This is a genomic window from Streptomyces sp. NPDC059957, assembly GCF_042730015.1.
Lineage (GTDB): Bacteria > Actinomycetota > Actinomycetes > Streptomycetales > Streptomycetaceae > Streptomyces.
Map to the genome: position 1 here is coordinate 79,916 of NZ_JBHWMB010000004.1, position 26,861 is coordinate 106,776.

The window sequence follows — 26,861 nt, forward strand, 5'->3', positions numbered from 1 at the left end:
GCGCCGGGACCAAGCTGTGATCGCGGCACGCGAACGCGGTGGCACGGGCTGGTGGGCTGCGGAGCCGGAGTCAGTCGGCGGCGGGGCGGCGACCGCTCATCAGGCGCTGCAGCACGATGAACACGAGCAGCAGGGCGCCGATGACGATCCGGGTCCACCAGGAGCTGAGCGTGCCCTGAAAGTTGATCACCGTCTGGATCGTGCCGAGGACGAGCACGCCGAGGGCGGTGCCCAGGACGAAGCCGGAGCCTCCGGTCAGCAGCGTGCCGCCGATCACGGTGGCGGCGATCGCGTCGAGTTCCATGCCCATGGCGTGGAGGGCGTAGCCGGAGAGCATGTAGAAGGTCAGCAACAGGCCGCCGAGCGCGGAGCACAGGCCGCTGACGGCGTACACGGCGATCTTGGTGGAGCCCGCCGGAAGGCCCATCAGGCGTGCGGAGGACTCGTTGCCGCCCAGCGCGTACACGTTGCGGCCGAAGCGCGTGTGGTGCAGTACGACGAAGGCGATCACCAGCACGGCCAGGGCGATGACCACCGGGATCGAGACGAACAGACCCGCCGGCCCGTACAGCCGGGTCTGTGCGATTCCCGCCGTGGTGGGGTCGCTGATCGTGATGGATTCGGTGCTGATCGTGTAGCAGAGCCCGCGGGCAAGGAACATGCCGGCCAGGGTGACGATGAACGGCTGGATCTCGAAGGTGTGGATGATCCAGCCCATGAGCGTTCCGCTCGCGGCGCCGACGAGCAGGACCAGGGGGATGACGGTGGCCAGGGGCCAGCCGTGCGACTCGACCAGCCAGGCCGTGAGCATGGTCGAGAGGGCCACCATGGAGCCGACGGACAGGTCGATGCCGCCGGTGAGGATGACGAAGGTCGCCCCGACCGCGACGACCAGGAGGAATCCGTTGTCGATCAACAGGTTCAGTACGACTTGCGCGGAGAGGAAGCCCTCGTAGCGCACCGATCCGACGCCGAACAGGACGGCCAGCAGGACGGCCGTGACGATCAGTGGGATACGGGTGCGGGTGCGCGGGGACACGGCCGCGAAGGGGCGGGTGAGGTGCGCGGCGGCGCTCGCGATGCCGGTACTCATGCGCGTACCTCCTGCTGCTGCGGGGCGGCGCCCGCCGTGGTGTGGGATCGGGGAGTGGTCGTCCGGCGGCGACGCAGGATCTTGGCCCGGAAGACCGGGGACTGCACGAGGCAGACGACGATGACGACGAAGGCCTTGAAGACGAGGGTCGTCTCGGGTGGGACGCCGAGGGTGTAGACGGTGGTGGACAGGGTCTGGATGATCAGGGCGCCGAGGACGGTGCCGCCGAGGGAGAAGCGTCCCCCGGTCAGTGCGGTGCCGCCGACGACGACGGCGAGGATCGCGTCGAGCTCGATCCACAGTCCGGCGTTGTTGCCGTCGGCGCTGGAGACGTTGGAGCTGATCATCAGCCCGGCGACGGCGGCGCACAGCGCGCTGAAGACGTAGACCAGGGCGAGCAGGCCGCCGGCCCGGATGCCGACCAGGCGGCTGGCCGCGGGGTTGCCGCCCACGGACTCGATCAGCATGCCGAGTGCGCTGCGACGGGTGACGAGGGCGGTGAGCGCGACGAGGGCTGCTGCCAGGAGGACGGCGAACGGGAAGGTCATCCAGTAGCCGCCCCCGATCATCTTGTAGGGGGCGGTGGTCACCGTGACGATCTGGCCGTCCGCGATCAGCTGGGCAACGCCTCGGCCCGCGACCATGAGGATCAGGGTGGCCACGATGGGCTGCACCCCCAGCCCGGACACCAGGAAGCCGTTGGCCAGGCCCAGCACGAGTGCGACGCCGAGTGCGAGGGCTACGGCCGTGAGCATGGTGGCGACACTGCCGGGACGCGCGGCGGTGGAGATGTGCCCGCAGGCGAGGGCGCCGGCGATGGCGACGGTGGAACCCACCGAGAGGTCGATCCCGCGGGTGGCGATGACCAGGGTCATGCCGAGCGCCACCAGGACGAGGGGCGCGCCGAACTGCAGGATGTCGATGAGGCTGCCGTAGAGGTGGCCGTCGCGTACGCGGACGGAGAAGAAGTCGTGGTGGAACGCGAGGTTGCCGAGGAGCAGAGCGAGCAGGATGAGCGCGGGCCACAGCAGGCGGTGGCCGGCCAGCCGTCTCCCGATCGCGGCGGCCGCCTCGGACTTGGCGGGCTGGGTGGTCATGAGTCCGTTCCGGTGGCGATGGTCGTGAGGAGGCGTTCGGGCGTGACGGTGGCGTCGTTCGCGAGGGTGGCCACCATGCGGTGGTCCCGGAGCACGGCGATGCGGTGGCTCAGGCGCAGGACCTCTTCGAGTTCCGCCGAGATGAACAGCACGGCGGTGCCTTCGCCCGCCAGGCGGGCCACGAGTTTCTGGATCTCCGCCTTGGCTCCGATGTCGATGCCCCGGGTGGGTTCGTCGAGGATCAGGAGCCGGGGTGCGGTCAGCAGCCAGCGGGCGAGGAGGACCTTCTGCTGGTTGCCTCCGCTGAGGTGGCGCACCTGCGCTTCGGGGTCGGCGGGGCGGATGTCCAGGGCTTCGATCCAGTGCCGTGCCAGTTCGTCCTGTTTCGCACGGGCCAGCGGCCTGGTCCAGCCGCGGGCGGCCTGCAACGCGAGGACGATGTTCTCGCGGACCGTGAGCTCGCCCACCAGTCCCTCGGACTTCCGGTTCTCGGAACAGAACGCGATGCCCCGGGCGATGGCGTGGCGGGGGGTGCGCAGGAGTACCTTCTTGCCCTCGATGCTCACTTCTCCGGCGTCCGCGCTGTCCGCGCCGAACAGGAGGCGCGCCACCTCGGTGCGGCCCGAGCCCAGGAGGCCGGCCAGTCCGATGACCTCGCCGGCATGGATGTCGAGGTCGTACGGTTCGATCGAGCCCGTACGGGTCAGCTGTCGTGCCTGGAGGAACGGCTCGCCGGCCGCCCGTTGGGCCGCCTCCTCATGGGCACGGCCGGACAGCTGGTCGAGGGTGGCCAGTTCTCCGCCGATCATGCGCTGCACCAGCGTCACCGGGGTGAGTTCACCGATGGGGTACTCGCCTTCCAGGCGCCCGTTGCGCAGGATGGTGACGCGGTCGCAGAGATCGAATACCTGGTCGAGGAAATGCGTGACGAACAGGACGGCCACACCTCGGTCCCGCAGGCGCCGGACCAGGGTGAAGAGTTGGGCGACCTCCTCCCGATCCAGGCTGGAGGTGGGTTCGTCCAGCACGAGCACCTTCGCCGAAACGTCCACCGCCCGGACGATGGCGACCAGTTGCTGCACCGCCAGGGAGTGCGAGTCGAGCAGACTGGTGACGTCCAGGTCGAGGTCCAGTTCCGTCAGCAGCTCAGCCGCCCGCTGCCGCATGGCGGACCAGTGGATGAGGCCGAACCGGCGCGGTTCGCGCCCGATGAGGATGTTCTCGGCGACCGCGATGTTCGGGCAGAGGTTGACCTCCTGGTAGACGGTGCTGATTCCGGCCTGCTGCGCCTGGAGGGGGTCCGTGAACGCGTGGGGCCGGCCGTCCACGAGGATGGTGCCGCCGTCGGCGGGGTGGACGCCGGTGAGCACCTTGATCAAGGTGGACTTCCCGGCGCCGTTCTCGCCCATCAGGGCGTGCACCTCACCGGGGAAGAGGCGCAGGGCGACTCCGTCGAGGGCGAGCACGCCCGGGAACCGCTTGCGGATGTCGTGGGCTTCCAGGACCGGGCGCGGGCCGCCGGCGCCCGTGGGCGGCGGGGTGGACGGAGATGCCATCCGCCCTCCTCTCATGTGTGGGGTGGTGGAGCGGGCTCCGGATGGTGAAGGAGGCACCGGAGCCGGGCCTCCTCCGGCACCCGGACCTGTCGCGTCAGTAGTTCCGGGACGGCAGGGCGGCCGCGGCCTGGTCCTGCGTGAAGACGCCCTCCTGGGTCTCGACCCGGGTCGGCACGCTTTCCCCCGCCACGACCTTCTTGGCCAGTTCCATCAGCTGGTCGCCGAGCATCGGGTTGCACTCCACCACGACGTTGATCTTGCCCTCGGTCATGGCGACGAAGGCGTCCTTGATTCCGTCCACCGAGATCACCTTGATGTCCGTACCGGGCTTCTTGCCGGACTCCTCGATGGCCTGGATGGCGCCGAGGGCCATGTCGTCGTTGTGGGCGTAGAGGACGTCGATGTCCTTCTGGGACTTGAGGAACGCTTGCATGACCTCCTTGCCCTTGGCGCGGGTGAAGTCGCCCGACTGCGAGGCGACGATCTTGAACTTGCCGTCGGTGCGGATGGCGTCGGCGAAGCCGGCCTTGCGGTCGTTGGCGGGGGCGGAGCCCGTGGTGCCCTGGAGCTCGACGATGTTGACCGGGCCCTGCTCGTTCGCATACGCGCCGGTCAGCCACTCGCCCGCGGACTTGCCCTCCTTGACGAAGTCCGAGCCCAGGAAGGTCTTGTAGAGGGAGGTGTCCTTCGTGTCCACGGCCCGGTCGGTGAGGATGACCGGGATGCCCGCGTCCTTGGCCTCCTTGAGCACCGTGTCCCAGCCGGACTCCACGACCGGCGAGAAGGCGATCACATCGACCTTCTGCTGGATGAAGGTGCGGATCGCCTTGATCTGGTTCTCCTGCTTCTGCTGCGCGTCGGAGAACTTGAGTTCGATCCCGGCCTTCTTCGCCGCCTCCTGGACGGACTTGGTGTTGGCGGTACGCCAACCGCTCTCGGCGCCGACCTGGGCGAAGCCCATGGTGATCGTGCCTCCGGAGCCCGTCTTGGACCCGGAGACCGGGGCGGAGGCGGGGCCCTCGGTCGAGCAGGCGGTCAACGCCGAGGAGGCGAGAAGGGCGGCGGTGAGGACGAGGGCTGCTCTGCGAGCCATGACGGGTGTCCTTTCGGGGGTTACGGATGAGGCTCCGCACGGCCGGTGCCGGGCTGTGCCCGCGGTCAGGGGCGTGGCGGGGCCGGGGGGCGAGGTGGCAGGAGCGGGATGCCCTTGAGGGGGCGCCGTCGCATTGTGAGCGCTAACAAGCTGGGTTCTCAACCCCTTTGCACGCGTTACCTGTCCGTTACCGCGTCACGTGCGGCAACAAGGCGGACTCCGTCCGTTCGCGCGACCATCGACCCCGCTACTCGAACCGGAGAACTCAACCCGCCCCGAATCAACCAAACATCGAGGCGAGGCCCCGTATACGAAGGCCGCCGAGCCAAGGGGGCCTCCCACATGATCCACGCAGACCTCTTGCCTATCGACATTGTTAGCGCTCACACTGCAAGCTCATCGGGTCCACCGCCGACCGCCAGGATGGTCGGGACGGCATCTCCGGCTGCCGGGCCGCGCCGCGTGCCGCCCACGGCTCCTTCCCTTCGAAAGGCACTCTGTTGACGTCACCCCATCCCCTCGCGCCCACCCCGCCTTCCGAGGAATCGGAGCAGTACACGGTCGGCGTCGACTTCGGCACGCTGTCGGGCCGCGCCGTGGTGGTGCGGGTTCGCGACGGTCAGGAACTGGCCGCGGCGGTCCACGCCTACCGGCACGGCGTCATCGACCGGTACCTGCCGCACGGCGGTGCGCCGCTGCCTCCGGACTGGGCCCTGCAACACCCCCAGGACTGGCGGGACGTACTGCGTCACGCCGTCCCGCAGGCCCTGGCGGCGGCGGGGATCGATCCCGCCGCGGTGATCGGCATCGCCACCGACTTCACCGCCTGCACCGTCCTGCCCACGCTGGCCGACGGGACTCCCCTCGCCGAGACCGAGCTCGCCGGACGGCCGCACGCGTGGCCCAAGCTGTGGAAGCACCACTCCGCCCAGTCCCATGCCGACCGCATCAACGAACTCGCCCACGCCCGTGAGGAGAAGTGGATAGCCCGCTACGGCGGCCGGATCTCCGCCGAGTGGCAGTTCGCGAAGGCGCTCCAGGTCCTGGAGGAGGATCCGCTCGTCTACGAAAGCTGCGCGCGGTGGATCGAAGCCGCCGACTGGATCGTGTGGCAGCTCACCGGAACCGAGTCCCGCAACGCCTGCACCGCCGGATACAAGGGCATCCACCAGGACGGCGCCTACCCGAGCGAGGAGTACCTGGCCGCGCTGAACCCCCGGTTCGCCGACTTCGCACGCACCCGCCTCGAGTTCCCCCTCTCCGCTCTGGGCTCACGAGTGGGCTCGCTCAGTACGGTGGCGGCAGCGTGGACAGGGCTGCGCCCCGGCATCGCCGTGGCCGCGGGCAACGTCGACGCCCATGTCACCGCGGCGGCGGCCCAGGCCGTAGAGGACGGACAACTGCTCGCCATCATGGGGACCTCCACCTGCCACGTCGTGAACGCCCCCGTCCTCGCCGACGTCCCCGGCATCTGCGGTGTCGTGGGCGGCGGGATCGTCGAGGGAACCTACGGCTACGAGGCCGGCCAGAGCGCGGTCGGCGACATCTTCGCCTGGGTACTGGACCAGGGCGTCCCGTCGGACTACCTCGCCGAGGCCGCCGACCGCGGCGAGGACCTGCACACCCTGCTGACCCGGAAGGCCGCCGGCCAACCGGTCGGCGGACACGGACTGGTCGCCCTCGACTGGCTGAACGGCAACCGTTCGGTCCTCGTCGACCACCACCTCTCCGGCGTCATCGTGGGTCTCACCCTCGCGACCCGCCCCGAGGACGTCTACCGCGCACTGCTCGAAGCCACCGCGTTCGGCACCCGCGTCATCGTGGAGACCCTGGAAGCAGGCGGCGTACCGGTCCACGAGTTCATCGTCGCCGGCGGACTGGCCAAGAACGAACTGCTGATGCAGATCTACTCCGACGTGCTGCGCCGCCCCGTCTCCCTCGCGGCGTCCGACCAGGGCCCCGCCCTCGGGTCGGCCATCCACGCCGCCGTAGCCGCCGGCGCGCACGCCGACGTACGGACGGCCACCGCCGCCATGGGTCGCCGGCTGTCGGCCGTCTACATGCCCGACGCCCCGCGGGCCGACGCTTACGACGCCCTCTTCGCCGAATACCGGCTCCTGCACGACCACTTCGCCACTGGTGGCCTGCTGCACCGCCTGAGGCATATCCGCGACACGGCCCACGCCGCGGGCTGACCCCCGCCCCCGTTTTCGTTCCCGAATCCCCACCCGCGCGCCGCCCTCACCAGCGCTGCGGGACGTCACCTTCAGGAGTCCATGTGCCCAGCCGAACATTCCCCGCCCAGGAGATCTGGTTCCTCACCGGCAGCCAAGGCCTGTACGGGGAGGAGACGCTGAAGCAGGTCGCCGAACAGTCGCGGCAGATAGCCACCGCGCTGGCCGACGCCTCCGGCATTCCCGCGCGTGTGGTGTGGAAGCCGGTACTGACCGACGCCGACGCCATCCGCCGGGTGTGCCTCGACGCGAACGCCGACGACCGGTGCATCGGGCTCATCGCCTGGATGCACACCTTCTCTCCGGCCAAGATGTGGATCGCCGGACTGGACGCGCTGCGCAAGCCGTTGCTGCACCTCCACACCCAGTCGAACGTGGCCCTGCCCTGGGACACCATCGACATGGACTTCATGAACCTCAACCAAGCCGCCCACGGAGACCGCGAGTTCGGGCACATCCAGACCCGTCTCGGCGTACCCCGCAAGACCGTGGCCGGCCACGTCACCGATCCGGTGACGAGCGCACGCGTCGCGGTCTGGGCGCGGGCGGCCGCCGCACGATCCGAACTGGCCACCCTCAAGGTCGCCCGCTTCGGCGACAACATGCGCGACGTGGCCGTCACCGAGGGCGACAAGGTCGAGGCCCAGCTGCGCTTCGGCGTCTCCGTCAACACCTACGGCGTCAACGACCTGGTGGAGGTCGTCGACAGCGCGGACGAGACCGAGGTGGCTTCCCTCGTCGAGGAGTACGCCGACCTGTACGACCTGGCGCCGGAACTGCGACCGGGCGGCGAACGGCACGACGCGCTGCGTTACGCGGCCCGCATCGAAGCCGGCCTGCGCACCTTCCTCGAAACGGGCGGCTTCGGAGCCTTCACCACCAACTTCGAGGACCTGGGCGGACTGCGCCAGCTGCCCGGCCTCGCCGTGCAGCGGCTCATGGCCCAGGGATACGGATTCGGAGGAGAGGGTGACTGGAAGACCGCCGTCCTGCTGCGCGCCCTCAAAGTGGCTGCCACCGGCCTCCCGGGCGGCACCTCTTTCATGGAGGACTACACCTACGACCTGACACCCGGCAACGAGCTCATCCTCGGTGCGCACATGCTGGAAGTCTGCCCCACCATCGCCGCCGCCAGGCCCGGCTGCGAGATCCACCCCCTCGGCATCGGCGGGAGGGAGGACCCGGTGCGCCTGGTGTTCGACGCGGCCCCCGGCCCGGCCGTGGTGGTCGGGCTCGCCGACCTCGGCGACCGGTTCCGCCTGATCGCCAACGACATCGACGTGGTGGCGCCCCCTCACCCGCTGCCCGCCCTGCCCGTTGCCCGCGCGGTCTGGCGGCCCCGCCCCGACCTGCGGACCTCCACCGAATCCTGGCTGATGGCCGGAGGACCGCACCACACCGTCCTCAGCACCGCCCTCACCTCCGACCACCTCGACGACCTGGCGGAGATGCTCCGCCTCGAACTCGCCCTCATCGACGAGACCACCACCCCGAGGCAGTTCCGGCGCGATCTCCGCTGGAACCAGGCGTACTACCGGTTGGCGCAGGGACTGTGAAGCAGTCGGAGCCCGGGGCCTCCCGCCGTCACCCGTAACGACGCCGCCCGGAGCTGGGGTTGGCGGGGATGTTCGATCTGGGGCAGCTGTACGTGTTCGATCACGCCCGGCGCCGGGCCGGCCGGGCGTCCCGGCACAGTGAGCCTTTCCGGTCACAGCACCAGTCAGCGGATGGGCAGGCGAGCGGGATCGGCGATGATCTGCCGGACCGTCGACCATGCCGCACCCAGGACCGGTCCGCGGCGCCCCAGGGCGGAGGGGCGTACCGCCTCCGGGTTCCAGGGCCGGACGGTGACCCTCGCCGCCAGTTCGGCGCGTACCGACGGGAGGAGCCAGTCGGCGAGTTCGGTGTAGGCGCCGCCCAGCACGAGGCCGTCCGGGTCGATCAGGTTCACCGCCGAGGTCAGGGCGAGGCCCAGGGCCCGCCCTGCGCGGTCCAGGGCGCGCAGGGTCGCGGCGTCCCCGGCGGCTGCCCGCTCGGCGAGCAGGGCCACCGGGTCGCCGACGTGTCCCAGCCCGGCCTCGCGCAGTACGGCCGCTTCGCCCGCGTACTGCTCCAGGCAGCCGCGTGCCCCGCAGGCGCAAGGGGCGCCCTCCGGGTGGACGGGCAGGTGGCCGAGTTCGCCCGCGAAGCCGCGGGCGCCCCGGAACAGCTGCCCGCCGATGACCAGTGCGGCGCCGATTCCGGCCTCGGCGGAGACGTGCACGAAGGTCTCGGCGGGGTTGCCCCGGTGCCACTGCTCGGCCAGCGCCCCGAGGTTGGCTTCGTTCTCCGGCACGGGCGCGGTATCGGGGTCCGGCCAGTGGTCGGCGGGGCGCACTGCCTGCCAGCCGAGGTTCGGCGCGTTCGCGACCAGCCCGCTCGGCGTGTTCGGCACCACCCCCGGCACGGCCAGGACGCGTCCCTCGACGCGCAGGCCGAGGGCCGCGGCCTCGGACTCCGCTTCGGCGCCCAGCGCGGCGGCCTCCGCCAGCACCTCTCCGGCCGGCCGGCCGGCGTTTGCCCGCTCCACGCGACGCCAGACCCGGGGTTCACCGCGCAGGTCCACGACGCACGCGGCGAGATGGGTGACGCCGATCTCCAGGCCGAGGCCGGCGGGACCCCGGTCGTTCAGGGCCAGCGCCCGTCCGGGGCGGCCGACCCGTCCGCTGGGCGCGGTCTCCGTCTCGGTCAGCGCGCCTCGGCCGATGAGCTCGTCGACCATGGAGGAGACGGCCGGCCTGGTCAGGCCCGTGTGCCCGGCCACGTCCGCCCGGGAGAGCGGTCCGTGCGCGGCGACCACGCCGATCACCACCGCGAGGTTCCGCCGGCGCATCCCCTGCTGCGAGGCGGGCGCGACTTCCATGCCGCCGCTCGCCCTGCCGGTCCCCGTCATCGACCCGACCCTCCTATCGTTCTCCCGGCGGGACCTCCTGCAGGGCCCGCGCCCGCCGCAGCGTACTGGTGATCCGTTCGAGCGTGTCGTCGTCACGGGGTACGGGCTCCAGTACCCGGCCCTCGGCGGTCCGCCAGCGCCGGGCGACGGCGTCGGCAGGCTCACCGGTGAGCAGTGCGGCGGCCTGGGCGGCGGCCCCGAGCGCGACCGGTTCCCGGGCCTCGGGCACCTGGACCGCTCGTCCGGACAGCCGCAGCACGGTCCGCTGCCAGGCCCTGCCGCGGGCTCCGCCGCCGATCAGCAGCAGTGGTTCACCGGGGGTGAGGCTCTCGCCTCCGGCGCGCAGCACGTCGTCCAGGGCCGCGAGCAGGGCGTGGGCGGCGCCGTCGTAGGCAGCCTGGAGCAGCTGGCCCGGCGTCGTGTCGTGGCGCAGGCCGTGGACCAGGCCGGAAGCACCCGGGAGGTCGGGGGTGCGCTCGCCGTCCAGGTAGGGAAGCACCACCACCGTGCCGCCTCCCTCGACGTCCTCGCGGTCGCGGCCGACGAGGGTGGCGAAGCGGTCGACGGCGAGGGTGCAGTTGAGCGTGCAGGCGAGCGGCAGCCAGCCGCCGAGGGCATCGGCGAATCCGGCGACGGTTCCGCTCGGGTCGGCGGGCCGGGTCCGGCCGACGGCGTAGACGGTGCCGGAGGTACCGAGGCTCAGCACCGGACGTCCGGGGGTCAAGCCCAGGCCGAGGGCGGCGGCCATGTTGTCACCGGTCCCGGTCGCCATCAGTGCGCCCTCGCACAGCGGCATCCCGGGCCGGACGACGCCTGCCCGGGCTCCCGGCGGGAGGACCTGCGGCAGCAGCCCGGGGTCGAGGCCGATCCGGCCGAGGACCTCCTGGTCGTAGCCGTCCGGGCCCCACCAGCCGGTTCCCGACGCGTCTCCGCGGTCCGTCACCGCCTCACCGGTCAGCCGCTCCGTCAGAAAGTCGTGGGGAAGCCGGACGGCCGCGACGCGGTCGGCGGCGGCACGCTCGTTCGCGTGCAACCAGGCCCACTTGGCAGCCGTGAAGGCGGCCGTGGGGACGCTTCCGGTGCGGCGGGCGAGCTCTGCCGTGCCGAACGCGGCCGCGAGTTCGACGGCCTGCGGGGCGGAGCGGACGTCGTTCCAGAGCAGTGCCGGGCGCACCGGCCGTCCGGCCGCGTCGAGGGTGACCAGGCCGTGCTGCTGGCCGGCGATCGAGCAGGCGGCGGCGCGGTCCGCCCAGCCGGTGCCCGCCATGGCCTCGCCGAGCGCCCGCCACCACTGCTCGGGGTCGCTCTCGCGTCCGGCGCCCGCGCTGACGGCGTGCGCGGCGCGGCCCTCGCCCACGACGGCGCCTGTGTCGATGTCGACGGCGAGGGCTTTCGTTGACTGGGTCGAGCTGTCGACACCGATCACGACACGCTGAGCAGACATGCGTTCCTCCGGCGGGGTTCCGTCTGGCGTCTCGGCATACTAATTTGTTTTTCGCCATTACAAATAGCCCTCGGCCCAGATCCGGAGCGCCTCATGACCAGCGACCCGCTCGTCCCCACTCCCGCGCACAGGTTCACCTTCGGCCTGTGGACCGTCGGCTGGCAGGGCCGGGACCCCTTCGGCGACGCCACCCGACCCGCCCTCGACCCGGTCGAGACCGTGGAGCGGCTGGCCGAGCTCGGCGCCTACGGCGTCACCTTCCACGACGACGACCTGATCCCCTTCGGCGCCGGCGCCGCCGCCCGCGAGCAGGCGGTCAAGCGTTTTCGCACCGCACTCGACACGGCCGGGTTGAAGGTGCCGATGGCCACCACCAACCTCTTCACCCACCCGGTGTTCAAGGACGGCGCCTTCACCGCGAACGACCGGGATGTGCGCCGGTACGCGCTCCGCAAGACGATCCGCAACATCGACCTGGCCGTGGAACTCGGCGCCTCGGTCTACGTCGCCTGGGGCGGCCGCGAAGGCGCGGAGTCGGGCGCGGCCAAGGACGTGCGCTCCGCCCTCGACCGGCTGAAGGAGGCCTTCGACCTGCTGGGCGAGTACGTCGAGAGCCAGGGATACGACCTGCGCTTCGCGATCGAACCCAAGCCCAACGAGCCGCGCGGCGACATCCTGCTGCCCACCATCGGACACGCCCTGGCGTTCATCAACGAGCTGGAGCGGCCCGAGCGGGTCGGCCTCAACCCGGAGGTCGGCCACGAGCAGATGGCCGGGCTGAACTTCCCGCACGGCATCGCCCAGGCCCTGTGGCACGACAAGCTGTTCCACATCGACCTCAACGGCCAGACGGGCATCAAGTACGACCAGGACCTGCGCTTCGGCGCGGGCGACCTGCGCCAGGCCTTCTGGCTGGTAGACCTGCTGGAGTCGGCCGGCTACGACGGCCCCCGTCACTTCGACTTCAAGCCGCCGCGCACCGAGGACTCCGCCGGCGTCTGGGCTTCGGCGGCCGGCTGCATGCGCAACTACCTGCTCCTGGCGGAGCGCGCCCGCGCCTTCCGGTCCGATCCGGAGGTCCAGGCCGCGCTCGCCGCCTCCCGGCTGCCCGAACTGGCCCTCCCCACCGCCGAGGACGGCCTGGCCGGGCTACTGGCCGACCCGACCGCCTTCGACGCATTCGACGTCGACGCCGCCGCCCGCCGCGGCATGGCCTTCGAGCGGCTGGACCAGCTCGCCCTCGAACACCTCCTCGGCGCCCGCTGAGCCGGTGCACCCAAGAGCCGGGCCGTGGCGTTCCACGGCCCGGCTCCGCCACGCCTTGGCCGCCGGTACAGGATGAGGAACCCCAGCCGATGCGCGGCTGGGGTTCCTCGGTGCGGTGAGTATCGGTCAGCAGATGGAGTTGCCCACGCCGTAAACCGCTCGTCTACGCGTCGACGGACCGCACCCCATCGCGATCACCACGGTTCAGGCGTTTCAGCGCTGCAGGGTGAGCAGACCCGGCCGGTACGGCAGCTTCAGGTAATCGGTGCCCTCCGGTGTGTTGGTGGGGAGGCCCTGGTAGAGGAACTGCAGGTTGCAGGGATCGATGGTCATGGTCTGGTCGGGGTTGTTGCGGACCAGGTCACCGTGGCTGACGCCCTTGGCCCAGGTGGAACCGCTGTTGGCCTGACCCGCGAAGGGGCTGCTCTCGCTGCCGGCCTGGACGGTCCACGGACCGTTCAGGCCGGCGGCGGTGAACGAGCGGAAGTAGCGGTTCGAACCCTGCGCCTCAACGATCATGAGGTACTGGTTCCGGCCCTGGACCTTGTAGACCTCCGGCGCCTCGAACAGAAGGTCCGTCGTGTCGCTCATGACCGTCGTGTACGAGGAGCCGAAGTTGCCCGGGAAGTTCCCGATCGGCATGCTCGCCCGGTAGATCTTGCCGTTGTCGGCGGCGAAGAACAGGTACATGTTCTGGTCATCGGCGATCATGGTCGGGTCGATCGGGGCGTCCCTCCGGTCCCCGGGTCCCACGGGCAGGCTGCCGGTGAACAGCGGCTGCGCGGCGGACCAGCCGTTGGGGTTGGTGGGGTCGCTGGACGTGCGGTAGTAGAGCGGCCACTGACTCCACTGGGACACCATCACCCAGACGTTCTTGGGCGCGAAGTAGAACACTTCGGGCGCCACCGCGGGCTCGTTCATCCCGGTCTGGGTGGCCGCCCCCATGTCCGACCAGTTCGTGAAGGGACTGAACACCGTCGAGCCCCACGCCGTTCCGCTGGAGGTGGTCCCGTAGACCAGGTGCTTGCCGTTGTACGTGGTGGTGCTGAAGTCCTTCAGCGCGAGCTGCCCGTTCGCCGGCTGCGCCAGCGGAGCCGTCGAGGTCCACCGGTAGGTCGACGGAAGAGCACACGCGTTGCTCGCCCCGGACAGGCCGGTCCACTTCTGGTTGGTGCCACCGTGGCACGACCAGATCTGCACCCCCGTGCCGTTGGCCGTACCCCAGCCCGAGACCTCCAGGCACAGCCCGGACCGCACGCCGACGATCGTGCCGTCGGGGTTCACCCGCCACTGCTGGTTCTCACTGCCGTTGCACGTCCAGATCTGCACCGGGGTCCCGGACGTGGTGGCGCCGCCCCGGACATCCAGGCACTTGTTGCCGTACACGGTCAGCCGGCTGCTGTCCGTCAACGTCCACTGCTGGTTGATTCCACCGTGGCAGTCCCAGATGTGCACGTTTGCGCCGTCGGACTGGCTGAAGCCCGCCACATCGAGACAGCGGCCGGAAGCAACACCGCGCAAGTCGCTGGTGGTGGCCGCCTGAGCCGGGACGGCGACGAGCAGCGCCGCCAACGCCGCCAGGGCGGCAACCGCGGCGGCGAACACCGCGGACAGGTGTCTGCGGCTGGAACTCTGTCTGCGCATTGAGATCTCCTTTGTGACCGGATGAGCCGTCACGCGGTTCAGGCAGGGGCGACCTGTCCTCGGCACCTGCGGATCCGGCTGGATCGGGCACGGCGCATCGGAGCGGCGGCAAGGTGTGGCCCCTATGTGGTGGGGGACGCCGGAGCATTGTTAGCGCTAACAATTCGCAGTTCGCACATCGGCGTTGGAGGCAGGAGACCAGGGGGCTGAGCGACTGTCAAGATCTTCTGCAAGAATCCGTCGGATCGCTGAAGCAGAATCGGGACGGTCAACCGTACGGGGATTTGCTGGAGTTGAGGCCCAGAAAGTCGGCCTCAACCCGTAGCGGCACGGCACTGCCCACCTGAAGTCAAGCGACTCCGCCCGCGCACGATCCCCTCCGCCGGCTCGTCGTCACACTGTTCCCGCAGACGACCTCGCCGAGGCTGCCTTACAAGGCGATCAGTCGCGAATCCCCATGGGCGGTCGAGTCGTCGCGGGGTGCCGGGCGGCCAAGTTGCCCAAGCCCTACCAACTGCAACAGGCGACGAGCCATACCCAGAGCCCCTGGGCTCCGGCGGTCCTACGAATGAGCGGTCCGAACCCGCGGTAAAGACGTAAGACCAGGCAACCAACCCCGGGCGCCCAGGTCGCGTACGCCGCGGTGGCCGAGACCGAGCAGCAAGTACCGCGCCTGGTAGCCGCCTCAGGCCCCGGATCCGTTCTCCACCGCAGCCAGGGACCCTCAGCCGGCTGCTGGATCCGACCGCGACGTGCGGCACGGAACCGACACGCCGGGCGGGGCGGGCCCCGCGAAACCCCGTCACACTCCCGTCCTCGAGCAGACGAACGGCCGACGGCAGGCCGGCGGGTGCCCAGAACCAAGATCCGGTCCACTCGTGGATACGCCTCACCCCAGCCGCAGAAGCCGCCGCTTGCGGTCAGCCCGCCCCGGACGTGCTCGATGGGCGGGCGCATCGCGGAGAACGGCAATCCCCCGCAACTTCGTTGCCCCAACTGCGATCCGAACAGACCCTTGACGGCACACTTGTGAGCGTTAACACTCAGGTATCGCCAGGCCGGAGCCGCCGCGAACCCGGACTTCACACAGTGCGAGGAGACGACTCCCGGCCGGCCCCGCTCGACCGCTTCCGGCTTCTCCCAACCGGGTCGCACCGTGCCGGTCGCGGAACATCACTGGAGGAACTGTGCGGAAGCTTTCAGCGGGCCTTGTCACCCTGGGTCTGACGCTGTCGCTGGCAGCCTGCGGCCAGAGCGCCAACGGAGCAGGCGAGGGTGGGGGCGGCGGGGAGGCCAAAGGCGGCCTCGTCGGCATCGCGATGCCGACCAAGTCGTCGGAGCGCTGGATCAACGACGGCAACAACATGGTCAAGGAGTTCCAGGCCAAGGGTTACAAGACCGATCTCCAGTACGGCGACAACGTCGTGGAGAACCAGGTCTCCCAGGTGGAGAACATGATCACCAAGGGCGCCAGGCTGCTGGTGATCGCCGCCATCGACGGTTCCTCGCTCACCAACGTGCTGCAGAAGGCCGCCGACGCCCACATCCCCGTCATCTCCTACGACCGGCTGATCCGCGGCACGGGGAACGTCGACTACTACGCGACCTTCGACAACCACAAGGTCGGTGTCCTCCAGGGCAGTTACATCGTCGACAAGCTCGGCCTCAAGGACGGCAAGGGCCCGTTCAACATCGAGCTGTTCGCCGGCTCGCCGGACGACAACAACGCCACGTTCTTCTTCAACGGTGCGATGAGCGTCCTCAAGCCGTACATCGACGACAAGAAGCTGGTCGTGCAGAGCGGCCAGACCTCCTTCAACCAGATCGCCACGCTGCGCTGGGACGGCGGCCTCGCCCAGTCCCGGATGGACAACCTGCTGAGCAAGTCGTACACCGCCGCCCGCGTCGACGCCGTGCTCTCGCCGTACGACGGCATCTCGATCGGCATCATCTCCTCGCTCAAGGGCGTCGGCTACGGTGCCGGCCAGCCCATTCCCGTCGTCACGGGCCAGGACGGCGAGCTGGCCTCGGTGAAGTCGATCATCGCGGGCGAGCAGACCCAGACCGTCTACAAGGACACCCGCCAACTGGCCAAGTCCGCAGTCCAGATGGGCGACGCGCTGCTGACGGGCGGCAAGCCCGAGGTCAACGACACCGGCCAGTACAACAATGGCGTCAAGACCGTACCGGCGCAGCTGCTCCAGCCGGTCAGCGTCGACAAGGAGAACTACCAGAAGGTCCTGGTGGACAGCGGCCAGTACACCGCGGACCAGCTCAAGTAGCCCACGGAGCCCGACCGACGGGTCCGGCGACCACGAAACGGCGGTGCGACGCCCGCGGGACCGCCCGGCGCCGCACCGCCCCGACGATACGGATGCACAACCATGGCCCGACCCGTTCTCGAGATGCGGTCGATCAGCAAGACGTTTCCCGGTGTGAAGGCCCTCTCCGAGGTCAACCTCACCGTCACCGCGGGTGAGGTGCACGCCGTCTGCGGTGAGAACGGCGCCGGCAAGTCCACGCTGATGAAGGTACTCAGCGGGGTCCACCCCCACGGCGGCTACCAGGGCGAGATCCACTTCGAGGGTGAGCCCTGCCGGTTCCGGGACATCCGGGCCAGCGAGCAGCGCGGCATCGTGATCATCCACCAGGAACTCGCGCTGGTGCCCTACCTGTCCATCGCCGAGAACATCTTCCTCGGCAACGAGCACGCCACCCGGGGCGTCATCAGCTGGCACAAGACGCTGACCCACGCCGCCGCACTGATCCGGCAGGTCGGACTCGACGAGAGCCCGCACACCAGGATCGCCGATCTCGGCGTGGGCAAACAGCAGTTGGTCGAGATCGCCAAGGCGCTCGCCAAGAAGGTCAAGCTGCTCATCCTGGACGAGCCGACGGCCGCTCTGAACGACGAGGACAGCCGCAAGCTGCTCGACCTGATCCTCGGACTCAAGGCACAGGGCATCTCCTGCATCCTCATCTCGCACAAGCTGAACGAGATCGCCCGGGTCGCCGATGCCGTCACCATCCTGCGCGACGGGCGGACCATCGAGACCATCGCGATCGGTCCCGAGGGCATCTCCGAGGAGCGGATCATCCGCGGCATGGTCGGCCGCGACCTGGAACACCGCTACCCCGAGCGCTCCTCCGAGATCGGCGAGGTCGCCTTCGAGATCGAGGACTGGAGCGTCCAACACCCGATCGACCACCGGCGCAAGGTGGTCGACGGCGTCTCCCTCAACGTCCGTCGAGGCGAGATCGTCGGCATCGCCGGCCTCATGGGCGCAGGCCGCACCGAACTGGCCATGAGCGTCTTCGGCCGCTCGTACGGGCGGTGGACCGGCGGCCGGGTGCGGCTGGACGGCCGGGAGATCCGTACCCGGACGGTGCCGGAGGCAATCGGGCACGGCATCGCGTACGTGACCGAGGACCGCAAGCAGCTCGGCCTCAACCTGGGCGACGACATCAGCCGGAACATCTCTCTGAGCGCCCTCGGCAAGGTCGCCCGGCGGGGCTGGGTCGACCGGCACGAGGAGGCCCGGAGCGCCGAATCGTTCCGCCGGAGCATGAACATCAAGGCCCCCTCGGTGTTCGCGGAGACCGGCAAACTCAGCGGCGGCAACCAGCAGAAGGTCGTCCTCAGCAAGTGGATCTTCGCCGAGCCGGAGGTGCTGATCCTCGACGAGCCCACCCGGGGCATCGACATCGGCGCCAAGGCGGAGATCTACACGGTCATCGCCGAGCTCGCCGCCCAGGGCAAGGCGGTGCTCGTCATCTCCTCCGAACTCCCCGAACTCCTGGGCCTGTGCGACCGGATCTACACCATGGCCGAAGGCCGGATCACCGGTGAGGCCAACCGCGCGGAAGCCACCCAGGAATCCCTCATGCGGCTCATGACCATGAGCGCGGCATACCCCGACAAGCAGGTGTGAGGCATGGCCCAGACCCAGACCACCCCAGACACCACGCCCCGCACACCGGAGACCGGACGACGACCGTCGGCCGGTGCCGTACTGGCCCGAGCGCTGCGCGGCAACCTGCGCCAGTACGGGATGCTGCTCGCGCTGGCGCTGATCGTGCTGTTGTTCCAGTTCTGGACGGGCGGCATCCTGCTCCAGCCGCTCAACATCACCAATCTGATCCAGCAGAACGGCTACATCCTCATCCTGGCCATCGGCATGATGATCGTGATCATCGCCGGGCACATCGACCTGTCGGTCGGGTCGCTCGCCGCCTTCGTCGGGGCGGCCGCGGCGGTGATGATGGTCAAACACCACGCGCCGTGGCCCGTGGCGCTGGTGGCCGCGCTGCTGATCGGGGCTCTCGCCGGAGCCTGGCAAGGGTTCTGGATCGCCTATCTCGGGATCCCCTCATTCATCGTCACGCTGGCCGGCATGCTGCTGTTCCGCGGGGGGACCCAAATCCTCCTGCAGGGCCAGTCGGTGGCGCCGTTCCCCAACGGCTTCCAGAACATCAGCAGCGGCTTCCTCCCCGCGGTCGGCCCCCACACCAACTACCACAACCTCACCCTGCTGCTGGGCCTCGTGGTGCTGGCCGTCGCGATCCTGCAGGAGGTGCGCGGACGGCGGCGGGCCGCCTCGTACGGGCTGGAACCGCTCCCGACCGGTCTGTTCCTGGTGAAGCTCGGCGCGATCACCGCGGCCGTGGTGGCCTTCACACTGCTGCTGGCCAGCTACCACGGGGTGCCGATCGTCCTGCTGATCCTCGGCGTCCTGCTGGTCGGCTTCGGATACGTGATGCGCAACTCGATCCTCGGCCGGCACACCTACGCCATCGGCGGAAACGAGGCGGCGGCGAGGCTGTCCGGGGTGAAGAGCAAGCGGGTCGTCTTCCTCGCCTTCGTGAACATGGGCGTCCTCGCGGCCCTGGCCGGGATGGTGTTCGCCGCGCGGCTCAATGCCGGTACCCCACAAGCCGGCATCAACTTCGAGCTGGAGGCGATCGCCGCCGCCTTCATCGGCGGCGCCTCCGCGAGCGGCGGTGTGGGCACCGTCCTCGGTGCGATCATCGGCGGTCTGGTGCTGGGCGTGCTGAACAACGGCATGTCGCTGGTCGGCGTGGGCACGGACTACCAGCAGGTGATCAAGGGCCTGGTACTGCTGGCGGCCGTCGGCTTCGACGTCTACAACAAGCGCAAGGCCGGAGGCTGATCCCACCCCGCCCCCACCCCTCCTCGGCTCGGCGCCACCGCCCGCAGGAGGAGGGGTGCCCCGTCTACCGGGAGCCCGCCTCCCACGGCTCCGCCCGCGCGTCGAGGATCCGCTCGAAGAAGAACTCGTGCTTGAGGAAGGAGACGTCGTACTCGTGACCCGGGTACGGCGGGATCAGCTGGGCGGCCTGGATCAGCCGCCAGCCCGCCCGGAGCGCCGCCACCCCCGACTCGTACGGCGGCTCGTCGCTGTCGCCCGTGGTGGGCGAGGTCCGGCCAGTGCCGTCGTACAGCGACCAGCCCACGACGTGGGAGTCCAGCGCCGAGGAGGCCGCGTACAGCACCAGCACCTGCTGCCGGAGCACCGGCGCGTCACCTTCCGCCCGCTCGTGCAGGACCGCTTCGGCTCTCATGTACGTGCCTCCTTGGGGCGGTTGGACACCCTGGTCACCCAGTGGTCGAGGTCAAAGTCGTCGTCACCTGTCAGCATCCGCCACAGCAGGATGCGGTTGTACCGCTCCAGCCGACCGGTCGCCATCTCGTACCACGGGAACATCGCGTCCAGCTCCGCGGCCACCCGCGGGTCGTCGAGGTCCGAGGTGTTCCACAGGCGTTGTTGACGCACCCTGGGATTGAAGCGGATCTTGAACATGTAGCGCGTCGCGTCGCTGTCGTTACGTCGGCCCGCGTGCCAGAGCCCGTGGTGCAGAAACACCACCGTGCCGGCCGTGCAGACCAGCCGGTCCTGGCCGCGCAGGTTCTGGTAGCGGCCGGTGTCGGACTCGTTGATCCGGCGGAGGTGGCTGCCCGGCACGGTGAGTGTTCCGCCCATCTCCAGCGTCACCGCCGCCGGAAAGTACATCAGCTGCACGTCGAAGGCGTCCGGCCGGACGTCGATGACGGCATCCCCGTGCAGCGGCTGCGCGTCGCCGCCGTGGGGCTCGCGGGTGTGCACGAAGTGGTGGTCCACCCACGGCTCCGGGCCCACGAGGCTGTGCAGGGCCCCTGCCACCTGCGGAAGCTCCAGCAGCCTACGGGCGAAGGATCCCTTCGCATAAGCCTCGGACAGCGGCGTCCCGTACCGCACCGACGGCACCCCGTCGACCAGTACCGCCAAGCCCTCGGCGTTCATCTCCGCCGGGACCACCCCGTCCAGCCGCAGCGACCCGCGCGCCACGAACCGCGCCATCTGCACGGAATCGAGCAGTTCTTGCCTGTTCTCCATGGCGGCCACGCTAGGTCCGGGGGCCACGCGCCGCGTGGGCCACGCTCACCCTTCACTGGTTGATTCTCACCATGCTGCCGGCACGCGGGTCGACGGCTGAGGGGCGAGAGTGGCGATCCTGGAGCCGGCTCGCGGACCCCGTGGTAGAACACGTGACCATGCACACGGTCCTCGCCCACCTCGACGAGCCGCCCGCTCTCGCCGCCGTCGGCATCGGCGTGCACGGGCCTGCCGGCCACGTGGACGTGTTCTCACTGCCGCACCTGTGGCAGCTCCATCTGTACGACTACGAAGCCGACTTGACGATCAACGGCACGGAACACGCGATCCGCCCCGGCTGGGTCAGCCTCGTACCGCCCGGGTCCGAGGTCCGGTACCGCTACCGGGGCCGCTCCCCCCACCTCTACGTCCACCTTCGCCTGGGCTCAGAGGGAACCCCCCGCAGCATTCAGATGGTCCAGCACGCAGGTCCCGATCTCGCCCTGCTCACCGTCCAGTTGCAGCAGGCGCTGACCGCGTGGCCGAACACCCCGGCTCGGGCCGCGGCCGAAGTGTGGGCCGCCCTGTGGCGGGTCTCCCAGCTCGCCCCTCCGAGGGAGCGGAACACACAGGCCGTTCATCCGGCGGTCGCGGCCGCCGTGGCCCTCGTCGAGGCGCGGCTGGGGCAACCTCTGACGGTGCCGGAGATCGCGGCGGCAGCCGGCGTCTCCCACAACCACCTGACGCGCCTCTTCCGCGCCGCGACGGGGGAAACGGTCGTCGGCTACATCCGGGCCCGGCGTATGGAGCGGGCGCGTCACTTCCTGCAGGCCACCACGCTCTCCGTCCCCGCCATCGCCGCATCGGTCGGCATTCCCGACCTACAGGCGTTCAACAAGGCCTGTCACCGTGTACTCGGAGCGTCTCCGCGCGGCATCCGTGCCGCCCAGGTGGGAACCGGCGGCAACCTTTTCGCATCCTGCGGCGACCAGGCAGTGCACCTCGACTCGGATCTTCGAACGGACGGACATGCAGACTGCACGGCAGGCCGCGCGGCAGCGCAGGCGTAGGCACAGACTGATGCTGGGAACGGTGGTGATGCTGACCGCCGCGGGCGTGCTCGTCTTCCTGGTGACGGCCATGCTCCCCAGCTCCAAGGCCGAGGTCGGAGCCGACGTGGCGGCCCCCGCCGCCACTCACGGCGGAACCACGTCCTCGGCCGCGACGAGCCCCGCGCCCCCGGCGGAGAGCCCGCGTGCCGTGGAAACCCCGACCGCGACCGCCAGTACGACCACAGCGGCGACGCCACAGCCCTCGGCGAAGGCAACCCCGCACCCGGCATCCACCCCCAGCACCACCACGGCACCGTCGGCAGGACGCATCCGGCCGGGTACCACCTACAAGGGCGTCGCCACCGCCTACGCCGCCGCCGACGGCAACGGCGCCTGCCTGTTCGGCCCGAGCGACGACCTCATGATCGCGGCGATGAACACCACCGACTACGAGTCGTCCAGGGCCTGTGGCGCGTACGTGCGCGTCCGCGCCGCGAACGGCGCCTCGATCACGGTCCGGATCACCAACGAATGCCCGCTCCCCTGCGCGCCCGGACAACTGGACCTCAGCGAACAGGCCTTCGCGAAACTGGCCGAGCTCAAGGTCGGCCGCATCCCGATCACCTGGAGCCTGGTGAGCCCCCGCACGTCCGACACCCTCTCCCTCCGGTACAAGACCGGGTCCAGCGCCCACTGGTGCGGCATCCAGGTGATCGACCACCGGAATCCGGTCGCACGGCTGGAGGTACGCACCAGCAAGGGCTGGCGGAAGCTACCCCGTACCGACTACAACTACTTCCTCTCCGCCGACGGCGGTGGGTGCGGCGGCGCGATAAGGATCACCGACATCTACGGAGAGCAGTTGACGGTCGGCGGGACCTCGCTGCTGCCGAACGTCGCACAACCGACCAGGGTCCAGTTCGCCGCGCACTGATATTCACCGCGGCGGGGGGGCGGAGCCGGGGCACGCCGCATCGGCGCGCCCCGGCCAACCGGGCACTGGTACGCTGCCGCCCGGATGTTTGCGCACACATTTTGCGGAGGGGACGACCAACGGACATGGTCCTCGATGACGCGTCCGCGGAGTTCCACGACTTCTTCGAACGCCACTACGCCGAACTCGCCCGGTTCGCCCGTCTCCTGACGGGCGAGGCGGACGGCGCCGACGATCTGGCCGCGGACGCCCTGCTCGCGCTGTGGCAGCGCTGGGACCGGTTGCGCCAGGCCGAGTACCCGCTCGCCTACGCCCGTGGCGTGGTCGCCAACCTGGCACGGTCGCGGATCCGCAGCACGGTGCGCGAGCGCCGCCGGATCGCCCTGTTCTGGTCCCGCGGTGCGGAGCCGTTGCACGGTCCGGACGTGGCCGGCGTGGTGGACGTGCGGACCGCTCTCGCCCGGTTGCCGTTCCGGAAGCGGTCGTGCGTGGTCCTGCGGCATGCCTTCGACCTGTCCGAGAAGGACACCGCTCTGGCGCTCGGAATATCGGTCGGTACGGTGAAGAGCCAGACCTCGAAGGGAATGGCCGAGCTGGAACGGATGCTGGGCAGCACAGGAGCAGCCGGGGAACTGTTGGCGGGGAGGAGGAGCCGTTGAACGAGGAACTCACCAGGCGGCTGCGCGCGGCCGCCGAGGCCCACCAGCCCGACCGTGCCCGGATCCTGGCACGCGTGGAACGCGGCATGTCCGGTGCCCCCGTCCGCCACCGCGAGTCTTCGGGCGCGAGGCCCTGGCCCAGGATCGCACTCGCTTCCCTGGCCGCGGCCGGCACTCTGGCGGTCGGCGGCTTCGCCGTCGCCGCCATCGTCCAGTCGCCGCCGGCCCGGCCGGATGTCTCGGCCACCCCCGTCGCGCCCGCCGCGCCGTCCGTTCCGTCCGCGCCCTCCGTGCCGTCCGGGACTCCCCGGCCGACACCATCGACACCATCGGCGCCCGCCACCGGCCGCCCGACCACGCCGGACCGTTCGTCCCCGACGGGCCCCAGCCCTTCGGCATCAGGCGCCGCGGGCTCGGCCCGGCCGGGCAACGCGCACGTCCAGGACGGGCCTCTGTCGTCGGCCGGCTCCTTGGGCACGAACAGCAACAGCTTCTGGGCGCAGAGCAACATCACCCTGAAGTCCACCCAACCGCTTACCGCACTCACCGTGGAACTGCGCATCACGCAGACCGGCGGGGTGCAGAACACCGGCAACTGGCGGACGCTGCCCGCCGAGGATTTCACCGTCACCGTGCAGAACGAGGGCGGAGCAGTGGTCTACCGCTGGATCCTCAAGCCGGGCCGCACGGTACCGGCCGGACAGCATGTCTTCGCCGGCCAGTACAACCACGCCGCCGGCACACGCGAGGTCGAGCACGACGGCTACCGCGTCGACGCCGGCGGTCCCCGCGGCGCCCTCTCGGTCTGGGGCGGCTTCACCCCGGCACGATGAGGCCGTGCCGCTTCGCCGGCCCGTGGGTGGACGGCGCGGACCGCCGCCCGCCCACGGGCCCGGAGCATCAGGACAGGTCGCCGTACACCACGCCACGGCCGTAGGCGCCCAGGTAGACCCGCCCGTACACGTCGGGGTCGCCGCTGATGACGTTGACGGCGATCCCGCCGAACTGGTGCTGGTCGTCGTTGATCCGGACCCAGACCGAGCCTCCGTCGGTTGAACGGAACAGCCCGGTGACGCCCTTCACCTTCCCGCTGAGGTACAGCGCCTGGTACCGGGCGCCCGGGGCCGGCTTGCCGAAGCCGACGGCGCTCGCCTGCTCCACGCCGCCGAGCTTGCCGAAGCTCTTCCCCCCGTTGGTGGAGTGCAGGAGTCCGTTGCCCCCGCCGGCGATCCACAGGTCACCTGCGATGCCCGGAACCGTCTTGAGCTGCCCGCCGACCAGACCGGTGGCCCGGGCGGTGAAGTGCTTCCCGCCGTCGGTGCTGGCGTACAAGGTTCCGCCGCTGAGGGCGTAGAAGGTGTTCGCCGCCGACCGGTCGGCCACGACGGCCGTGTCCTTGGGCAGACCGGAGACCGCTGTCCAGGCCGAGCCACGGCTGCCCGAACGGAACGGAGCCTGGCCCGCGGGGGTCCACACCACGGCGGCGCCGTCAGCCGAGACGGCCACGGAACCACCGCCCGCATCGCGCACCGGCGGTGCGGCGAACGGTACCCAACCGACTCCGCCATCGGCCGAGTAGGCGCCGTGCTGCTCGCCACCGAGACCGACCCGCACCATGAACCGCGGCTTCGACTGGGCGAAGTCGATACCCGTGGTGTTGGTGAACAGCGGCCCGGACAACGCCTTGGCGGGCACCTTGGTGAGGTCCTCGTGCCGGAAGCCGCTGACATCGCCGAGCGCACTGATCAGGGGAAGACCAGGGGGCTTGATCAGCCCGAGCGTCGCGGTCTCCTCCAACCCCTTCGCCGGGATGGTCCAGTGCGTCGCCCGCCCGCTGTCCGCCGCGGTCACGTCGTGGCTGCCCCACATCCCCGATCCCGTGCCGTACAGCACGTGCCCGGAATCGAAGGGGTCGATGGCCAGGGCGCCCATCCAGTGACCGATACCGGTGCCCACGTACGGCGCTGCGGAGCTGTCCCGGACCGAGGTCGCGCCGAGCGCCTTCCAGGAGGCGCCGCCGTCGGCCGACCGGTAGATCTCGTCCGAGGGCCACCAGCGGTCCAGCGTGGTCACCATCACCGTGGACGGACGCTGCGGATCGACCGCCAGGCCGGCGAACCCGTAACCGCCACTGGACGGCGAGATGTTCTTCCAACCCCCGGTGGACGGCGTGTGCTTCCACACCGAACCGGCCGTCACGCCGTTCGGGCCCGGCGCGTTGGTGTACGTCAGGTACAGCGAGCCGTCGCCGGACAGCACACCGTGCTGCGGCAACTGCCCCTTCGGCCGGCCGGGCACGGCCTGCCAGGTACTGCCGCCATCGGTGGAGCGGTACAGCGAGGTGGTCTTGTCGGCCACCCCGACGTAGATCGTCCGGCTGCCGGACGGGCCGAAGGTCACGAAGGAGAGGCCGACGCCGCTGCTCGCACCGTCCTTCACGGGGAAGCTGCCGACCTGGCTCCACGTCACGCCGTAGTCGGTGCTGCGCCAGAGCCCGTTCTTGCGGGTACCCAGGTAGAGCGTGCCGTGGTCGGACGGGTCCACCACCAGCCGCTCGCCCATGGACCGGCCGTCCTCGTTGCCGCCCAGTTTGAACGGCAGGTCAGTGCGCTGGAACGTCCTGCCCTGGTCCCTGGAGCGCAGGATCGCGCCGTTGCCCGCCCAGTCGTTGGTGTAGGTGCCGCTCGCGAGGTACAGGCGGTTCGGGTCGACCGGGTCGGTCGCCAGACTCTCCATCCCCAGCAGGTTCCAGTCGGCTCCGCCGATCCAGTCGGTCAAGGAGATCCAGCGGGCGGCGGTCGCGTCCCAGCGGTAGGCGCCGCCGATGTCGGTCCGTGCGTACAGCAGGTCCTTGCGGGCGGGGTTGAAGACCAGCCCGGTGACGAACCCGCCACCGACGATCTGCGCGTTGTGCCAGGTGTACCTGCCCGAGCCGCCCGCCTTCACCAGCTTCCACCGCTGGTTGGTGCCGCCATGGTCCGCGTACTGGACGAGCGGCACGCCGTCGCCGCTGGCGCCGCCCCACACGTCCAGCACCATGCCGCTGCTCCGCGAGACGATCTTCACCGCCGCACCGCCGGCCTTCTCGATCTTCCACTGCTGCGCGGCCTCGCCGTGGCCGGACTGCTGCTCGATGGCGGCCGCCGACTGTATGGAGGCACCCCGCACACCGAGGACCTTCTTGCTGCTGCGGTTCTCCAGCTCGTAGTAGCCGCCCCCCGTCGGCCTCAGCCGCCAGTGCTGACTCGCGGCACCGGCCACGCGGCTCTGCTGCCGTGTCCGGGCGCCGTCCGACGTGTCCGCGCCGGGCACGTCCAGCACCTTGTCGCTGCGCACGGACACCACCTCGTAATAGGCGTCGGAATCCAACGTCGCGGCCTCCGAGTCGGCCTGCACGAACAGCAGGTAGGGGCCGAGCACACCGGGCACGCCCAGCGCCAGACCCATCGTCGTCCAGCGCCGGCGGTGGCGTCCACGCGTACG

Annotated in this window: 20 protein-coding genes; 10 read left to right on the forward strand and 10 right to left on the reverse strand. The window is 70.3% G+C overall.

The genetic code is table 11. The features are described from left to right. Positions 1–70: 70 nt before the first annotated feature. The 4 genes from yjfF to ACFWBW_RS04295 form a co-directional block, all read right to left on the reverse strand. Positions 71–1,093 (reverse strand): galactofuranose ABC transporter, permease protein YjfF, encoded by a 1,023-nt coding sequence (yjfF, locus tag ACFWBW_RS04280; RefSeq protein ID WP_385368217.1) that lies wholly within the window; start codon positions 1,091–1,093, stop codon positions 71–73. After that, entirely contained in the window at positions 1,090–2,190 is a 1,101-nt protein-coding gene (locus ACFWBW_RS04285; RefSeq protein WP_385368219.1) for an ABC transporter permease, read from the reverse strand. Before ACFWBW_RS04285 ends, yjfF begins: the two co-directional genes overlap by 4 nt. Continuing rightward, the gene (locus ACFWBW_RS04290) at positions 2,187–3,746 is read right to left on the reverse strand and encodes a sugar ABC transporter ATP-binding protein (protein WP_385368221.1); all 1,560 of its coding nucleotides are present in this window, start codon (positions 3,744–3,746) and stop codon (positions 2,187–2,189) included. Before ACFWBW_RS04290 ends, ACFWBW_RS04285 begins: the two co-directional genes overlap by 4 nt. Positions 3,747–3,840: 94 nt before the next feature. Then, positions 3,841–4,839 carry an ABC transporter substrate-binding protein gene (locus tag ACFWBW_RS04295; RefSeq protein WP_385368223.1) on the reverse strand — a complete coding sequence of 333 codons (999 nt, stop codon included), beginning with the start codon at positions 4,837–4,839 and terminating at the stop codon, positions 3,841–3,843. Between the two features lie 500 nt (positions 4,840–5,339). Between ACFWBW_RS04295 and ACFWBW_RS04300 the strand changes: the two genes are divergently transcribed. Next, on the forward strand, positions 5,340–7,034 hold the full coding sequence (locus ACFWBW_RS04300; protein WP_385368225.1) for a ribulokinase: 1,695 nt from the start codon (positions 5,340–5,342) through the stop codon (positions 7,032–7,034). A gap of 83 nt (positions 7,035–7,117) precedes the next feature. Continuing rightward, positions 7,118–8,629, forward strand: coding sequence for an L-arabinose isomerase (araA, locus tag ACFWBW_RS04305; RefSeq protein WP_385368227.1), 1,512 nt, complete (start codon positions 7,118–7,120; stop codon positions 8,627–8,629). A gap of 164 nt (positions 8,630–8,793) precedes the next feature. Here araA and ACFWBW_RS04310 read toward each other — a convergent pair whose 3' ends face one another. Beyond that, entirely contained in the window at positions 8,794–10,005 is a 1,212-nt protein-coding gene (locus ACFWBW_RS04310; RefSeq protein WP_385368229.1) for an ROK family protein, read from the reverse strand. Between the two features lie 13 nt (positions 10,006–10,018). Further along, positions 10,019–11,449: a xylulokinase gene (gene xylB / locus ACFWBW_RS04315; RefSeq protein ID WP_385368231.1), complete on the reverse strand. Its 1,431-nt coding sequence runs from the start codon at positions 11,447–11,449 to the stop codon at positions 10,019–10,021. Between the two features lie 93 nt (positions 11,450–11,542). Between xylB and xylA the strand changes: the two genes are divergently transcribed. Continuing rightward, entirely contained in the window at positions 11,543–12,715 is a 1,173-nt protein-coding gene (gene xylA / locus ACFWBW_RS04320) for a xylose isomerase (protein ID WP_385368233.1), read from the forward strand. Positions 12,716–12,928: 213 nt separating this feature from the next. Here the strand turns inward: xylA and ACFWBW_RS04325 are convergent, their stop codons facing one another. Beyond that, the gene (locus ACFWBW_RS04325; RefSeq protein WP_385368235.1) at positions 12,929–14,359 is read right to left on the reverse strand and encodes a non-reducing end alpha-L-arabinofuranosidase family hydrolase; all 1,431 of its coding nucleotides are present in this window, start codon (positions 14,357–14,359) and stop codon (positions 12,929–12,931) included. A gap of 1,187 nt (positions 14,360–15,546) precedes the next feature. Between ACFWBW_RS04325 and chvE the strand changes: the two genes are divergently transcribed. From chvE to mmsB, 3 genes are all read left to right on the forward strand, one after another. Continuing rightward, a complete protein-coding gene (gene chvE / locus ACFWBW_RS04330; RefSeq protein ID WP_385368237.1) occupies positions 15,547–16,641 on the forward strand; it encodes a multiple monosaccharide ABC transporter substrate-binding protein in 1,095 nt (364 codons plus the stop codon). Between the two features lie 102 nt (positions 16,642–16,743). Beyond that, the gene (mmsA, locus tag ACFWBW_RS04335; protein WP_385368239.1) at positions 16,744–18,291 is read left to right on the forward strand and encodes a multiple monosaccharide ABC transporter ATP-binding protein; all 1,548 of its coding nucleotides are present in this window, start codon (positions 16,744–16,746) and stop codon (positions 18,289–18,291) included. A 3-nt stretch (positions 18,292–18,294) separates the two neighbouring features. Further along, positions 18,295–19,530 (forward strand): multiple monosaccharide ABC transporter permease, encoded by a 1,236-nt coding sequence (gene mmsB, locus ACFWBW_RS04340; RefSeq protein ID WP_385368241.1) that lies wholly within the window; start codon positions 18,295–18,297, stop codon positions 19,528–19,530. Between the two features lie 64 nt (positions 19,531–19,594). On the opposite strand, the gene ACFWBW_RS04345 is transcribed toward mmsB, so the two are convergent. Together ACFWBW_RS04345 and ACFWBW_RS04350 are read right to left on the reverse strand one after the other, a co-directional pair. Further along, positions 19,595–19,942, reverse strand: coding sequence for a hypothetical protein (locus ACFWBW_RS04345; RefSeq protein ID WP_385368243.1), 348 nt, complete (start codon positions 19,940–19,942; stop codon positions 19,595–19,597). Continuing rightward, positions 19,939–20,754, reverse strand: a complete 816-nt coding sequence (locus ACFWBW_RS04350; protein ID WP_385368245.1) for a phytanoyl-CoA dioxygenase family protein — start codon at positions 20,752–20,754, stop codon at positions 19,939–19,941. The genes ACFWBW_RS04345 and ACFWBW_RS04350 overlap by 4 nt, the downstream gene beginning before the upstream one ends. A 158-nt stretch (positions 20,755–20,912) precedes the next feature. Here ACFWBW_RS04350 and ACFWBW_RS04355 point away from each other — a divergent pair, with 158 nt between their 5' ends. The 4 genes from ACFWBW_RS04355 to ACFWBW_RS04370 all read left to right on the forward strand — a co-directional run bounded on the left by ACFWBW_RS04355 (position 20,913) and on the right by ACFWBW_RS04370 (position 24,211). Then, positions 20,913–21,803 (forward strand): helix-turn-helix transcriptional regulator, encoded by an 891-nt coding sequence (locus tag ACFWBW_RS04355; RefSeq protein ID WP_385368423.1) that lies wholly within the window; start codon positions 20,913–20,915, stop codon positions 21,801–21,803. A gap of 10 nt (positions 21,804–21,813) precedes the next feature. After that, positions 21,814–22,719 (forward strand): expansin EXLX1 family cellulose-binding protein, encoded by a 906-nt coding sequence (locus ACFWBW_RS04360; protein WP_385368247.1) that lies wholly within the window; start codon positions 21,814–21,816, stop codon positions 22,717–22,719. Between the two features lie 125 nt (positions 22,720–22,844). After that, the gene (locus ACFWBW_RS04365; RefSeq protein WP_112447285.1) at positions 22,845–23,378 is read left to right on the forward strand and encodes a SigE family RNA polymerase sigma factor; all 534 of its coding nucleotides are present in this window, start codon (positions 22,845–22,847) and stop codon (positions 23,376–23,378) included. Then, positions 23,375–24,211, forward strand: a complete 837-nt coding sequence (locus ACFWBW_RS04370; protein ID WP_385368250.1) for a hypothetical protein — start codon at positions 23,375–23,377, stop codon at positions 24,209–24,211. Before ACFWBW_RS04365 ends, ACFWBW_RS04370 begins: the two co-directional genes overlap by 4 nt. A gap of 67 nt (positions 24,212–24,278) precedes the next feature. On the opposite strand, the gene ACFWBW_RS04375 is transcribed toward ACFWBW_RS04370, so the two are convergent. Beyond that, the gene (locus tag ACFWBW_RS04375; protein ID WP_385368425.1) at positions 24,279–26,825 is read right to left on the reverse strand and encodes an RICIN domain-containing protein; all 2,547 of its coding nucleotides are present in this window, start codon (positions 26,823–26,825) and stop codon (positions 24,279–24,281) included. Positions 26,826–26,861: the final 36 nt, after the last annotated feature.

Coding starts and splice junctions, on each gene's coding strand:
- yjfF (WP_385368217.1), bottom strand. CDS start 1,093: ATGAGTACCGGCATCGCGAGCGCCGCCGCGCACCTCACCCGCCCCTTC.
- ACFWBW_RS04285 (WP_385368219.1), bottom strand. CDS start 2,190: ATGACCACCCAGCCCGCCAAGTCCGAGGCGGCCGCCGCGATCGGGAGA.
- ACFWBW_RS04290 (WP_385368221.1), bottom strand. CDS start 3,746: ATGGCATCTCCGTCCACCCCGCCGCCCACGGGCGCCGGCGGCCCGCGC.
- ACFWBW_RS04295 (WP_385368223.1), bottom strand. CDS start 4,839: ATGGCTCGCAGAGCAGCCCTCGTCCTCACCGCCGCCCTTCTCGCCTCC.
- ACFWBW_RS04310 (WP_385368229.1), bottom strand. CDS start 10,005: ATGACGGGGACCGGCAGGGCGAGCGGCGGCATGGAAGTCGCGCCCGCC.
- xylB (WP_385368231.1), bottom strand. CDS start 11,449: ATGTCTGCTCAGCGTGTCGTGATCGGTGTCGACAGCTCGACCCAGTCA.
- xylA (WP_385368233.1), top strand. CDS start 11,543: ATGACCAGCGACCCGCTCGTCCCCACTCCCGCGCACAGGTTCACCTTC.
- ACFWBW_RS04325 (WP_385368235.1), bottom strand. CDS start 14,359: ATGCGCAGACAGAGTTCCAGCCGCAGACACCTGTCCGCGGTGTTCGCC.
- mmsA (WP_385368239.1), top strand. CDS start 16,744: ATGGCCCGACCCGTTCTCGAGATGCGGTCGATCAGCAAGACGTTTCCC.
- mmsB (WP_385368241.1), top strand. CDS start 18,295: ATGGCCCAGACCCAGACCACCCCAGACACCACGCCCCGCACACCGGAG.
- ACFWBW_RS04345 (WP_385368243.1), bottom strand. CDS start 19,942: ATGAGAGCCGAAGCGGTCCTGCACGAGCGGGCGGAAGGTGACGCGCCG.
- ACFWBW_RS04350 (WP_385368245.1), bottom strand. CDS start 20,754: ATGGAGAACAGGCAAGAACTGCTCGATTCCGTGCAGATGGCGCGGTTC.
- ACFWBW_RS04355 (WP_385368423.1), top strand. CDS start 20,913: ATGCACACGGTCCTCGCCCACCTCGACGAGCCGCCCGCTCTCGCCGCC.
- ACFWBW_RS04360 (WP_385368247.1), top strand. CDS start 21,814: ATGCTGGGAACGGTGGTGATGCTGACCGCCGCGGGCGTGCTCGTCTTC.
- ACFWBW_RS04365 (WP_112447285.1), top strand. CDS start 22,845: ATGGTCCTCGATGACGCGTCCGCGGAGTTCCACGACTTCTTCGAACGC.
- ACFWBW_RS04375 (WP_385368425.1), bottom strand. CDS start 26,825: ATGGGTCTGGCGCTGGGCGTGCCCGGTGTGCTCGGCCCCTACCTGCTG.